Here is a 14,056-nt window from a genome sequence, read left to right as displayed (position 1 = left end):
GATTTTGTTGTCTTCACACACACATGATCATCAGGGCGGCTGCACCCATCTCACCCACCCCACCCACACCGTCCACCCTGGTCAGACGACCAATGGCGGCTGCCGTACTAGTAACCACTTCATTGAGATATCAGCCGCCATCCGAAGGCGTCATGACGAACCGCAACGGTCCGCAAAGCGCCGTCAAACCTGATCCTTGACGACAAGACGCCAACCGCTGTCAAGACTCGAAATCATACCGCCTATCTTAACTTTGGCAACGTGAGGCGAATCTATGAAATCAACAGGTCTCCCGTACCGCCACAACCCCACAATAATTAGGGTTCCTCCGCCTGCAAGAACCTCGCCCTCGGGGTCGAGGACGCGAACGATATCCCCAACCCTCACGAAGCCACTCAGACATCGCACGATAGCCACCGCGTCGGAGTCTGATAGATGCTCGACCCGCTCGACTTGCAGGACGCCGCTACCTGCCATGATTCGCCGCCGCCTGGACGAACGCCGTAATCTGATCAGCGGTCAACTTTGGCGTATTCTCCAATAATCCAGATAGGTCTTCTATGCCAATTCTCCTGGGAATTGAAATGCCCATGTCTGCCAGAATACTTCGAGCAGCGCTTGCCGGAATAGCGATATCCGCTCTAGCGGCGAAATCAAGCGGGGATATTTCGAGACCCACCTCAGCCTCAGCAGCAATATACCCGGGGTAGCGAGGCACACCAGCGACTGACCCGGGGTGTGCGATCTGCACTACTCCCGCACCGTAGTTCTCCGAGTGAGTAGCGAAGATGGCCGCAACTCCGGGATCAGTTGATGTAGGCGTAACACCAACCCGCTGGGTACCCGGACTTCCAGCATAATCGGGCGTCGTTCCTCGGAACAGCGGGCCGTCGCAGTTGTGCACCAGGACCGGCGTGTCGCCGGCGATCACATAGTACGTGTGCAGATCGGCGACGGTGAGGTCGCGCATGTTCTCGGCGCCGACGTAGTTGCGTACCTCGGCGACGGTGGCGCTCGACGTACCGATCGGCAGCAGCGCCGCACCGACGGCCAGCGCACCAGCCAGCACCCACTTCCGCGCTGTTTTTTCCCAGAATGGATGGTTTTGGGTCGTCTTGAGGGTTGCCGTGCTCGTCGTTCCCGTCGCAGTTGCCCGGGTGGTCACCTTGACGTCGGCCAGTTCCTTGTCCCGGTTGAGGTGCAGGGCGATGACCGGTTTGGCTTCCGTCCGGCCGGTCTTCGGGTCGGTCGCGGTGACCTTGTCGCCGATGTTGACGTCGCGGATCTGTCGCGTACTGCCGTCTGCCATCAGCACTCGCGTGACAGGGGCGAAGCTGTGGCAGGCCGTTGCCTTGGCGAAGCCGCCGGCCATCGCGCCGATGCCTGCGGCGAGCGCCACCTGGGACAGGTTGACACGGCCGGTAGTGGCGAGTTGGGTCAGGGCGTCGGCGGTGCCACCACCGAGTCCGCCGGTAAGGGCACGGCCGCCGAGTGAGCCCGCGAAGCTGCCCAGCTTGCTGGCCGCGGCGGAGGCGAGCCGGCCGCCGAGGATGCCGCCCATTCCGCCGACCGCGCCGCCTAGTGCGCCGAGGGCAGATGACTTGAGCAGGTCCAGCCCTCGCTCGCCTTGCATCGCGCCGGAGACGAAGGCACCCGCCGCGCCAGCGAGCGCGCCACAGGCAATCGCGCCGACGCCCGTCCAGCCGATCAGCGCCCCACAGCCGAGGCCGACGGCCGCACCGACGACGAAGCCGGCTATCTGCGCCTTGTGTTCCTGTACCCACTTCTCGGTCGCCTTGTACGCGTCAGCCACCGCGTTGACGGTTTTTGCGACGAGCTTGTTGCTCATCACCTTGGTGACCATGTTCTTGCCGGCCTGTTTGATGTTGCTGGCCAGCTGTTTGGCCTTGCGTTTGGCCTCGGCTGCCTTCTCCGCAGCCCACTTCCGGCCCTGGTCGATCTTCTTCTCGGTCCAGTTCCGGGCGCTGTCGTAGGTCTTCTTGGTCCAGGTACGGGCGGCGCTGTAGGTGTCCTTAACCCACTTCTTCGCTGCGTTCCATTGCTGGGAGGCCCAGTTCTTGGTGGAGTTCCAGGCCGAGGAAACCGCGCTGGTGGTGGACCTCCAGGCCGAAGAAATCGTGCTCGTCGTCGAGTTCCACGCCTTGCTGACACTGGACGTCACCGATTTGAGGGCGTTGCCCCAGTTCGGCCAGTGGCCGGTCGGGTCCGTGACGGTGAGTGGGTTGGCGTCGGCGTAGACAAAGCGATTCGCGGTGATCGAGGTCGGCGTTGCCGAGAGCGCGACCGAGTCCCGGATGTCGAACTGGCCGGTTTCCGGGTTGTACCAGCGGGCCCACATGTTGACCCGACCCGTCGCAGCGTCCGTCCACTCGGACTGGTAGCCGAGATTGCCCAGCATCCCGGTACCGGACAGCCGGTTGCCGAGCGGGTCGTAGGCGGTCGAGCTGCTCAATGTTTCACCGGTTCCAGTGAACTGGGCGACCACGTCGGTGTGCTGGTCGGTCCAGACGTACCGGTTCTCCCCCGCGGCTTGGATGCCGATTAGGTCGTCGGTTGAGTCGCGGACGTAGAGGGCTGTCCCATCTGCGGCGAGGGTGTTGCCGACGCCGGTGTACTGGAAGCCGTCACGCACGAGCCGGCCCAGGCCGTCGTAGTCGTAGGTCTGTTCGCTGCCGCCGGGGGTGCTCTGCGACCGGACCTGCCCGAATGCATCGGTGATGGTGCTCGCCACGCCCGCCGCCGTGGTGGTCGTCGCCAGGGTGCCACGGGGGGTGTACTGATAGGTGGTGCTGTTGCTCGCGCTGGTGAGCTGGTTGCGCTGGTCGTAGGTGAAGGTCACCGAGCCCGCCTGAACCCGGTTGCCCGACTTGTCGTATGCGTAGACCACTGGAGTTGAGCCGTTGTCCCAGCTGGTTAGGCGGTTCGCCAGGTCGTAGGTGTAGGTGTTGGTGGTGGCGCCGGCGAAGCCGGTGGTCGTCTTGGACGTCGCGTTGTCGTTCGCGTCGTAGCCGTAGCGGATGGACGCGATGGTGGTTCCGGTCGGCGTCGTCAGGACGTCGTCGGTCAATCGGTGGAGGTCGTCGTAGGAGAACGTGCGCTCGTTGCCGCCCGCGCCGTACCCGATCGTCTCGACCTGGGAGACGGCGTTGTAGGTGTAGCTGAGCGCGACGCCGGCCGTGGGGTTGGCGACGGTCGCCGGTCGACCCGCGGTGTCGTATTCGAAGGTGGTGACGCCGGCGGCGTCGGTACGCGTGGTCATCCTCCGGTCTCCGGACCAGGTGAATGACGAGTTGCCGGACGGCCCGTCGGTGGAGAGCAGTAGACCCCGGTCGTCGTAGGTGAATGTGTTCGTGCCGGTCGTTCCGCTGGCTGAGGTGAGCCGGCCGGCGGTGTCGTAATCGAACTCTCGGTCCGGGCTGGCCACATCGGCGCCCGCACCGACCTGCTGGGTCAAGCGGCCCACGTCGTCGTAGCTGTTGGTGATGTCGACGTCGCCGGGGGCGTGTTGCGTTGCGGCTCGGCCGGTGATGTCGTAGCTGACGGTGAAGGTGCGGTCCGCTTCGGTGGGAGTCGTGGCCGTGGCGGGTTCGATACGCGACTCTGGCAGGTTCCACGAGTTGTACGTGGTGATGAACCGGTTACCCCTGCCGTCCGTGGTTCGGGTCTGGTTTCCGGCCGCGTCGTAGCCGAACGCCGTAGTGATGGCGTCGCTCGGCGAGATGGGTTCCACCTGTGCGATCAGCCGGCCCGCTTCGTCGTACGTGAACTGCTTGTCGGCCTCGCGGGCGTCGGTGAACAGCGTCAGCCGCCCGCCCCGGTCGTAGTGCCTCTTATCGGCACGCAGGAAAGTGCCGTCGGCCGCGTACGACTTGGTGTCCGCCACCTGGCTCGCCATGTCGTAGCTGGTGGTGACATACGTGCCGTCCGGTGCCGTTGTCCGGGCTGGACGGCCGAGGCCGTCGAAGGTGTACCGGGTCACTTTCCCGGCCCCGTCCGTGCTGGTGACCGCCTGACCTGCGGCATTGTAGGTGGCCGCGGTGATCACGCCGGCGGGCGAGGTCTGCGAGGCGAGCCATCCACCTGCGCCGTAGGCGTACATGGTGGTGTTCGCCGATGACGTCTGCCGCACCACCTCTGTGGAGGTAAGGGGACGTCCCAGGTAGTCGTAGGTGGCCTCGGTGCGGGCCCCGGTCGGGTCCGTGACCGACAACCGGTCACCGGCGAGGCTGTACGTGTACCGGGTCACGCCACCGTCGGGAGCCGTCGCGGAGGTGAGCTGGCCCAACTGGTCGTAGTCGTAGCTGGTGCTCTTGTCTCGCGCGTCGGTCTGCGAGGCCAACTGGCCGAGGGCGTCGTAGCCACGGCGGGTGATCGGTTCGATCGGGGTGCTCGACCCGGGCGGGGTGTAGGCGGGCAGCCGGGTCGCCACTACCCGGCCCGCGGCGTCGTACTCCTGCACGGTGACGTTGCCGTTCGGGTCCTTCGTCTCGACGACCGCGCCGAAGGTGTCGTAGCCGACGTAGGAAATGGGCCGGGTGGTGGTTGGCGCCCCTCCCCCGTTCTCCGTGGCGACTGCCGGGCCGATCGTCACGACTGGCCTTCCGGCCTCATCATGCTGCAGATCGGTGGTCGCGCCGCTGGGGTCCGTCACGGCCCGGACCAAACCGCCGTTGTCCACGTCGTAACTGGTCCGCTGGACGGACACGTCCGATTCCGGGCCGGTGCCTGCGGTCACCTTCGCGATGTCGCTGGCGGAAAGGGGGCGCTGGTAGATCTGAACGTCGTCGATCTTGCCAGCCCAATGGTCGACCGGATCGGTGTGCCTGGTGCCGGCGCCGATCCGGAACGGCTTCCGGGAGGTGAACGTCTGGGCCCCGGTACGGGTGTCCTCGAGGACACCGTTGACGTAGAGCCGGGACGTTCCGGTCGCCGCGTCGTAGGTGCCGGCGAGGTGAGTCCAGGTCCCCACGGACGGGACAGTCGTGGCCGTCGCGTCGGCCGTCGCAACCTCGGCGACGTCGGTGGCGCGCAGCGCGAACTTCCACCGGCCGGCGTCGAGCCGGAGGTCGAAGGCGTCCACTGCCGAGCCGCCGCCGGAGAGAATCGTGTGGCGACCTGAGACATCGCTCGGCGAAACCCAGGCGGTCACGGTGAAGCTGCGTGCCGCGTCGACCATCGGAGAACGCACGGCCAGGCTGCTCGCTCCGGCGAGATCGGCGGCGCCCCCGCGGTCGGCGGCCCAGGTGACCGGACCGAATGCCGACAGTGGGCTGTTACCTGCGGAGTCCGCGGTACGGCTCGCGTCCGTCGTGCCGTCGAACGTCCAGCGGCCCACCGGTGATTCGCCTAGGTAGACGATTTCGGAGAGGGGGCGGCCCAGCGGGTCGTGGGTGGTCTGGTATCTCGCCCAGCCGGCGTCGTCCGTCCAGTGGTACCGCCCGGCGACCTGGTCGTCCGGCGAGTATTCGTAGTCGGTGTACCGCTTGAGGCCGTTCGGGTCGAGAAGGCTACGGGTCACCCGGTTCGCCGCGTCGACCGTGTTGACGACCGTGGTGGCTCCGTCGTTGGTGGTCATGGTGACCGGGTTGCCGGCCCCGTCGTACTCCGTGCGCTCCACCACGAAGGTGTTGCCGGTGCTCGGGTCCTTCCGGCTGATGGAGGCGGTCAGTCCATTGTCTGTGTAGGTGTAGAGGGTCTGCCAGCCCATGGCGTCGGTTTCGGACGCCAACCGCCCCGCCGGGTCGTATTGCTTGGATGAGAGCACGAGGTCCCGGGCGGGTGACGGGTTGTCCGGGTCGCCGACCCAGCCCACCAGGGTCGTGCTCAACTGCTGACCGTTGGCGTCGTAGGCGGTGACGATTTCACCGCCGTCCGGTCCGATTTCCCTGACCGGCCGACCGTACTGGTCGTACTCCATCCGGGTGGTCTTGTCGCCTGTATCGGTTGCGGTTTCCTGCTGGCCGTATGCGTTGTAGGTGGCCGACTCGGTGCGGGACGCGTCGCCGCCGGTGGTGTCGCTGACTGTCTCGGAGAGGATGTTGCCGTCGTCGTCGTACGTCGTTGTGGTCACTGCGGTGTGCACCGCGCCGCTGACCCGGTTGGTGACGGGCGGATCGGTACGCGCGGTAAGACGGCTGAGCCCGTCGTAGCTGTAGGTGGTGACCAACCCGGCGGGGAAGGATTCCGTGATCTCCTTCTTGTTGGTGGCTCGGCCGATGCCGTCGTAGGTGTAGACGGTCGCTTTCCCTGCGGCGTCAACCTGGCGGGCGACATCGCCGTTCGGGTAGTAGACGACTTGCTGGCGGGCACCCCCGGGGGTGGTGGCGGTCGCGGGCAGGCCGGCGGGTGCGACACCGCCTCCCTCGGCGGCGATCGTGCCGTCGGTGTACGTCGTCGTGGTGACTCGGCCGAGCGGGTCGGTCACCGTCGTCCGGTGACCCTGCAGGTCGTAGCCAAAGGTGGTGAGGAAGCGGTTGTCCGTCACCGAGGACGAACGGCCGTCGCGGACCGTCAATAGCGCGTCATTACGGGGATCCGGCCGGCCTGCGCCCAACTTCTCGTGCGTGCCTGTCGCCCAACCGCCGGTTCCGTTACCGCGCAGGACGTAGAGGTCCCGGTCGGTGCTACCCCGGCGGATCACGTCCGCCTTGCCGTCGCCGGTGTAGTCACCGGACGAAACCACGGCGTCGAAGCCACCCCATCCGGCGCTGACCAGCACGGACGTACCGTTGACCCAACCGCCGGTGCCGTTGCCTCGAACGATGTACAGGTTCTTATCGCTGGACCTGCGGTAGAGCACGTCCGGCTTGCTGTCGCCGTCGAAGTCGCCGGGTGAGAAGAGCATCTCGGCGAGGCTCCAACCGCTGCCCACCTGGATCGGTGTTCCGGTGAGCCAGCCGCCGGCACCGTTGCCCTTGACCAGGAACAGGTTGTTGTCGGTGGACCTGCGAAACAGGATGTCGGCCTTGCCGTCGCCGTCGAAGTCCCCCGGGGAGAACACCATCTGCGCCGTCGCGCCGAAGTTCGAGGTGATCACCTGCGAGTGGATAGACTTCCACCAGCCCTTGCCATCGCCGCGCAACAGGTGGAAGTTCGCCTCTCCGGGCCGGTGGAAGATGACGTCCGGATTCCCGTCCCCGTCGAAATCGCCGGGTGACAGTACTTGGTCGACGTTGCTCCACCGCGATCCGATCTTCACCGGCACGCTGGTCAACCAGCCGCCCTCGCCGTTGCCCCGCATCAGGTAGAGATTCGAGTCGGTGTCGTTGCGGTAGATCACGTCCCGCTTGCCGTCACCGTCGAAGTCACCTGGGGAGAAGATCAGCGAGGTGTTGTTCCACATCGCTGGCGTCGTCGAGTTGACGAAGTAGCTGTAGTAGACCGTCGAGCACCGATTGGCGGAGCGGTCCTGGCAGGTGGTGGAGGACACGACGTTGCCCCGAGGGTCGTGCTCGGTCGTACTGACATTGCCATTCGGATCGGCGACGGTCCGAAGGAAGCCGTTGACGTCGTAGCCGTAGCGGGTCGCACGGCCGAGCGCGTCGGTTTCCTCAATCTTGCGGTCGGCCAGGTCGTGGACGTAGCGGAGTTGCTCGTTCCCTGGGTCCGTGACGGGATACGTCTTGACTAGTGTTCCGGAGGACTTCGACCGGGAGGCGAACTGGGTGAGGGCGTCCGCTGCGGTCAGCTGGGACCGGTAGTAGGAGACCTCGGCGATTTCGCCCTTGAAGTAGCCGCGGGTGTTGGTGGGTGCCGCAGCCCATCCCGAGGCCTGCCCAGCCCCGACGTACGCCTTCGTCGCCCCGTACGTCGTCAGGTCACCGTTGAGGGTGTCGACCAGTGCGCCATCGAGGTAAAGCGCCTGGCTGTTACCGCCGCCGCTGATCATGGCGTGGTGCCACTTGCCGTCGTTGACCAGAGCCGTCGAGGCGATCGGTGAGCCACCGGTGTTCCAGAACTTCCCGTGTAGCTTGCCGTCGGTGCCGACGTACAGGTTGGGTGTCCAGCCACCGCTCTGCGAATCGGGCCCATCGACGGCGTTGACCTGGGAGCCGAAGAGCACACCACCGGCGGTATGCCCGACGGGCGTCTTGAACCAGAGTGCGATCGACTGCGGCCCGGCCCCGGGGACGTTCTCGGCCGGGAGGTCCACGAACGAGGACGTGCCGTTGAAGGTCGCGACGGCGGTGTTGTCGTCCGGCCTCGCCGGATCGTCGAACGGGCCGCCGGGGGTGCCCAGCGTCACCGAGTTGTAGCGGGCGACGCCACCGTTCACCTCGTTCACGGCCTGCGTGGTACCGCTCTCGGCGAACCGCCAGTAGTCGGACGGGTTGGCGCCGAGCACGGCGCCCGCGTGCACCCGGTACGACCCGGCCACGCTGCCGGCACCGAGCTTCCAGACCCCGCCGTTCTCGTCGGTGGCCTGCGTGACCCGGCCGTTGGTCGGGTCGTAGGCCACGGTGGCCTCGACGTTTCCGGAGGGGCGGACGATTGACTCGACCGGCCGGGCGGTCCAATTCGCCTGCTCTAGGTCGTTGACCTCGAAGCGGGTCAGCGCACGGTCGAAGAGGGCGACCTCGGCGATGCTGCCTGGGAAGTACCCCTTGCTATTGGTCGGTCGTGCCGGCCAACCGTTCGTCTCTCCCGCTCCCACGTAGACGAACTTGGCCGGATTCGGTTGCGGAAGCAGGGGTTTGCTGATCGTGCCCTGTGGGAACCCGTCCAGGTAGAGCGTCTGGCTGCTCTTCTCGCCGACGAGGACGGCGTTATGCCACCGTCCGTCGTTCACGGCAATCTCGGAGGTGATCGGCTCGACCGCTCCGGTCCAGAACTCGCCCCGCAGCTTTCCGTCGGTGCCGACATAAAGGGCGGGGGTGTAGTTGCTGGTTGGCGCCGAGCTGAGGGCCGCTGTCTGGTAGGCGAAGAGCGTGCCGCCGGCGGTCGACCCGCTGGCCATCTTGAACCACAGGCTGACCGACTTGTAGCCCGCCGGATCCACGTCCTTGACCGGCAGGCTGACGTGGGACGAGGTTCCGTTGAAGCCGGCGGCGGTCGCGGTCGAGCCGGGCAGCGCGCCGGGCTGAGCCAGCGTGACTCCGCTGTACGTGCCGTTCTCGGCGCCGGCGGCGGCCAGCACGCCATTGACGGCGGCGGTGCCGGAGGCCTCGCCCAGGCGCCAGTAGGCCCGTGGACGTGCGTCGAGCAGGGCGCTGGGATAGCGGTTGTTCGTCGCGTAGGTGTACGTCGTGCATTTCATCGTGGACGTGGGTGGACAAACCTTGCTCAGCGGCCCGTTGGCCTCGTACGAGTAGTTCCAAACGAGGGCCGAGCCGGAATCACCGGGAATCACCGGATCGGTGGTGACCGAGGTGACCTTGGTCCAGACGCCCGTCGTCGTCCACCTCAGGTGCAGCGCCCGACCGTTGGAGGCGGTGATGGTAGTGGCACGGCCGACGACGGAGTCGAAGGTGTAGTGGAAGGTCAGTGTGCGGCCGCTGCTGTCGGTGATCGCGCTGATGTCGTAGCGGCCGGGGACGGTGACGCCGGCCCGGAAGGTGTAGGTGGTGCCGTCCTTGTCGACAAGCTCGTATCCGCCGTTCGGCAGTTTGGTCAAGGTGGCGAACCGCCCTGGTGGGGCAGCGAACGAACCGTCAGCGTTGCGACCGAAGGAGATCTGCTGGCCGTTGGGGTAGGTGACGAGCACATGAGGCGGTGTTCCCGTGATTGAGGACCAAGGGTCGACGACGTGCATGTCGAGCACGCTGGACCAGCCCTCGCCGAACGCCGTCGTCCGATCCGCAGCGAGGCTGTTGTAAGAGCGGACGATCGACAGCGGTGGCCCTGGAGCAGGGATCGTCGCGTCGGTGACGGAGAACGAGTAGTTCCCGGCGACCGGATCGAACCGTTGCTCACCGTTGTCGGACAGTCCTGCGGTCACGAGTGGTTGTCGTACCGCAGTGCTGAACGAATGCAGCTGTTGTGATGTGCTCGCGAGGTTGCCGTCGTTGACGATGACGGTCCAGGTGTAACTCTCGCCCCACTTGAGCTTGCCGGCCGGCACAGCCCAACTGATGTAGGGCTGCCAACCCGACTCGGCGATCTTGGTAGCCGTGCGGTCGTAGACGAGGAAATTCATCTTTAGGGCGGAAGGGAAGGCGTCCGGGTCCGTGACGTTCGCCAGCAGCTCAGGGGTGAGTGTGCCGACTTCCTGGCCGTGGGGCGGATACTGGGAGTTCACCTGGGGCGCGACGTTGTCGGTGTAGGTGAGTTCGAGGTAGGGCGTGAAGACTGGATTGGGTCCGTTGCGTGAGGTGAACCGCTTGAACTGCGGGCTGTTGGTCTGGCTGGTGTTCAGCGCCAGGCCGTAGTTGGTGCCCCCGTTGGCCCAGCTCTGGAACGTCGACACCGGCAGGCTCACAGTGATCCAGTCGCCCACCGAACGGTCCGCGCCCGTGTTGCCGCACGCCTTCGCCGAGTGGGGAGATGCCCGCGCCAGGATGGTGCCCAACCCAGGACCGGCGTACGGGATGCCGCCATAACGGGCGGTCGAGGCAGACCAACTGGTGGTGAGCGTCTGCACCCAGAATTCCTGGGCAGTGCAGTTGTACTGCCAGGTCAGATAGAGCTTCAGCTTGACCGAGCTGAGGTTTTTGTAGCTGAACGTCGACCCGAAGTTGGAGAACGCCAGCATCGAGATGGACCGGTTCGTCCCGCCGTTCCAGGTGCCGACCGCGAGATTGTCCGCGCCCGAATGGTTGATGTCGTTGCCGTACTGCACGTAGGTGTCGCCAGTGGTGTCGTATCCATTGGTGACTGATGGATCCACCGTGACCGGGAAGACCCGGGCGGGGTCGCGGAGCCAGCCGGCGTCGGCCGTCATCCGCAGCGCGGACTCGCCGTCAACCTTAATGAGCTCGTACGACACTGCCCGCGAGCTGGTGAACTCGCCGGACCCGGGCTCCATGTGTGAGTCTTGCATCCAACCCGCCGGGATCTGCCCGAGGATCTTCCCCGACTCATCCCGCAGGGACACCGAACCGTCGTCTTCCATGGCCGGCGTGACCCCGTCGAGTTCGAGAGGAAACACCCAGGAGTTGGCCGCGTCGGGCGAATGGAGGATCAGCTCTTCCTTGAATCCCCGCGCGTTGACGGTCAGCCGCAGGTCGGTCTCCGGCAGCACCTGCCGGTACAGGGCAGACGAGTCGGACAGGACGGCGGCCACCGATGCGGCACCCTCCAGCCCATACGAGAGGGAGCGTCCCTTTCCCAGTCGCAGCGTGGCGAGACGTGCCTGGTCGGCAGTGGGTGCGAAGTCGACACCGAGCGGGCTGGCCCGCTGCCGAAGGCGGCCCCCGGACTTGACCAGCGTCCGGTCGATCGGTTGCCAGGCCCCGTCGGCACCACGGTAGTTGATCGGCAGCTCATGGACCTTGCGGGTGACCGACCCGTCCGGGTTCTCGTACAAGTCGGCGGTGGCTTCGGCCCCACCGGCCACCCGTCGGCTTCTGCTCTCGTCGAATCCAGTCCGCCCCTGGATCGGTGGCGTGGTGGCTCGGCTGACCTGCGGCTCCCGGTACTCCGCCTCCGGCGCGGCATCGGGGCTCCGCCCCGAACGCTGGCCGTTTCCGCCGTTAGCGGTGGTCTGGGCGGTGGAGGCGTAGTGGTCGCGGTCGGCCGCGCCGCCGGCCGCGCGTTGTTGCGGGCTGTCCGGCGCGGGGGCGGACCAGGCGACACGCGCCGGCAACCACGACCACAGCCAGGACAGCGGTAAGTCGCCGTCCCGCGGCACCGCACCCGGTGGGACCGCGACCAGGAGAGCCATGACGAGCGCCATAAGCGTGGCCAGCCGTCGGCGGTGCAACCGCTCGCGACGCCTGGCGCTCCGGCATCGATGTAGGTTCGCAGACACGCTACGTGGCACCACGAGCCTCCCCCGCTTGATACTGCTGTGGTGAAAGGCATCCTTGCGTGCCCATCTATCGATGTGCCATGCCTGAAGGGTCGGGGAAAGCTGACTGGATAGCGGCACACGCGGTCGCCGGTGCTCTGCTATGCGCCCGTAGCGGGAACCCGCTAGCCAGCTGAGTCCCGGATCGCTTGCTGCACTCCGTTACGAATGGCATCGGATGAGCCGGTGACCCACACGAGGTTCTGAGGAGTGCCGTCCACCCGGTTACCCACAGCCAGGAAACGCTGGTTGGGAAAACGACCCGCAGCAGCCACAGCGGCGGCCGACGGCGCCTCGCCCACGAGGATCACCAGGTCGCACTGCGACTGTGTCAAGCCGGCGACGAAGGCGGCGGCGTTGTCGGCGGTCTGCGGCCCGACCACCGATAGATGCTGCACCTTCGTCAGAGTCGTGACTGATGTTTCCTGCATGCCGGCCCAGACAGGAGCGGCGACCACACCTGAAATGCCCTGGTCGTCTGTCAACAGACAGCTCGTGAAGGCACGATACTGACGAGACCTTGGCTCCGGTTCCGAGTCCCGGGCCAGCCACACCACGGCCCCGCCGAGGACAGTTAATCCGACCAATGCCCCAATCCACAGGCGCCACTGGCGACGACTCATCTCAGCCCTCCATATTCGGTGACCCGGCCGGCGCGACCATTCAGAGGTCACAATGCGCCGCGCCGGGCATCGTAGGACAGAACCTCGACCAACATCCACGTAAAGCCTGTGGGCCTGACCCGGTTCGACGGACATCCCAGCTCAGAGGGGCTTTGTGCTCCTCAGGAGGATGTTCATCATGGAAGGCATGGGCAAGAAACCACGCCGGCCGCGTCGGGCGTTCACGCCGGAGTTCAAGGCGGAGATCGTCGAGGTGTGCCGGCGGGGTGACCGATCAGTGGCGCAGGTCGCGAGGGACTTCGACCTGACCGAGACCGCGGTACGTGAGTGGGTCAAGCAGGCCGACATCGACGTCGGCACCCGGTCGGATGGGTTGACCAGTGACGAGCGGGACGAGCTGGCGCGGCTGCGGCGGGAGAACCGCCGGCTGCGGAAGGACGTCGACATCCTCAAACGGGCCACGGCTTTCTTCGCGAAGGAGACCCGGTGAACGTGTACCCGTTCATCGAGGCGGAGAAGGCACGGCCCGACGGGAACGTGAAGCGTTCCTGTGAGCTGTTGGAGGTCTCCCGGTCCGCCTACTACCAACACCGCACCGGCCCGTCGCGGCGGGAGCGTGACGACGCCGACCTGACCGACCGGATCACCGATATCCACGCCGTCTCGGCCGGCACCTACGGCAGGGCTATTGCGTAGTCGGTTTTCGCCTGGTCATGGTCGGGTTGCTGGTGGTCACGGCGTCGATGAGGTCGTGTGGGCGGTGGTTGGCGCGTCGGGTGGCTGCGGCGATGTTGGTGGCACCGTTGGTGCGGTGGTAGCCGATCGAGGTGTTACGGAGTGTGGCGAAGACGGCGGGGCCGTTGCCGGTCCGGGCTTGGTGGGCGTCTTCACGTAGCGTCACGTCTCTGATGTAGTGCACGCGGTTCTCGATGTGCCATTCCGCGCGTGCCCATGAGCTGAGGTCGGCGGGTTGGGCCTGTCCGGCGGGCAGGGACACGGTCAGGTACGCCATCTCCCGGGTGGTCTTTCCTTTGATCGTGCGGGTCCGGGTGATCCGTACCGCTTGCTGCGCGTGAGGGAAACCCAGTCCGCCGGGGAGGGTCACGGTGACGGCTTTGACGGTGCGGGTCTCGGTACGGCCGTGGCCGGTCTCGCGGGTCTGGTCCCCGACCGGGATCTGCGCCCAGGGCAGGGCTTTGAGCTGGGCGTGCAGGGTCGGTGTGGAGTAAGCCGCGCGGCGCGGTACTCCCGGCGGCTGTCTGGTCCAGCCGATGAAGCGGCGGTGCAGCGGACCGGCCGGTGCCCAGGGCATGTCCTCGGCGGCCTGCACGAGATAGCCACCGAGGTAGAGCGTCAGCGACACTGGCGCGTCGGCGTACTCCGCACGTAGCTCCCGCCGCCGGGTCGGACACGGCCACGGCAGGTCGCAACCGCCGCAGCTCCAGATCGGCAGCACCGGCCCATG

General features: G+C 66.3%; 5 protein-coding genes. 2 read left to right on the top strand and 3 right to left on the bottom strand.

The features are described from left to right. Positions 1-466: 466 nt before the first annotated feature. Both AC2CHE_RS24985 and AC2CHE_RS24980 read right to left on the bottom strand, forming a co-directional pair. On the bottom strand, positions 467-11,842 hold the full coding sequence (locus AC2CHE_RS24985) for a LamG-like jellyroll fold domain-containing protein (protein ID WP_484507296.1): 11,376 nt from the start codon (positions 11,840-11,842) through the stop codon (positions 467-469). A gap of 251 nt (positions 11,843-12,093) precedes the next feature. Further along, positions 12,094-12,591, bottom strand: a complete 498-nt coding sequence (locus AC2CHE_RS24980) for a hypothetical protein (RefSeq protein WP_484507295.1) — start codon at positions 12,589-12,591, stop codon at positions 12,094-12,096. A 187-nt stretch (positions 12,592-12,778) separates the two neighbouring features. On the opposite strand from AC2CHE_RS24980, the gene AC2CHE_RS24975 reads away from it, so the two are divergent. Both AC2CHE_RS24975 and AC2CHE_RS24970 read left to right on the top strand, forming a co-directional pair. Beyond that, a complete protein-coding gene (locus AC2CHE_RS24975; protein WP_484507294.1) occupies positions 12,779-13,081 on the top strand; it encodes a transposase in 303 nt (100 codons plus the stop codon). Continuing rightward, the gene (locus AC2CHE_RS24970) at positions 13,078-13,287 is read left to right on the top strand and encodes a hypothetical protein (RefSeq protein WP_484507293.1); all 210 of its coding nucleotides are present in this window, start codon (positions 13,078-13,080) and stop codon (positions 13,285-13,287) included. The genes AC2CHE_RS24975 and AC2CHE_RS24970 overlap by 4 nt, the downstream gene beginning before the upstream one ends. On the opposite strand, the gene AC2CHE_RS24965 is transcribed toward AC2CHE_RS24970, so the two are convergent. Beyond that, positions 13,277-14,056: ISAs1 family transposase (locus AC2CHE_RS24965; protein ID WP_484507292.1), on the bottom strand; the 780-nt coding region annotated here is incomplete at its 5' end. The genes AC2CHE_RS24970 and AC2CHE_RS24965 overlap by 11 nt on opposite strands.

It is taken from the genome of Micromonospora sp. ATLC16 (genome assembly GCF_057196645.1).
Note: the sequence above shows the minus strand (reverse complement) of the source record. Positions and strands in the feature narration are given on the sequence as shown.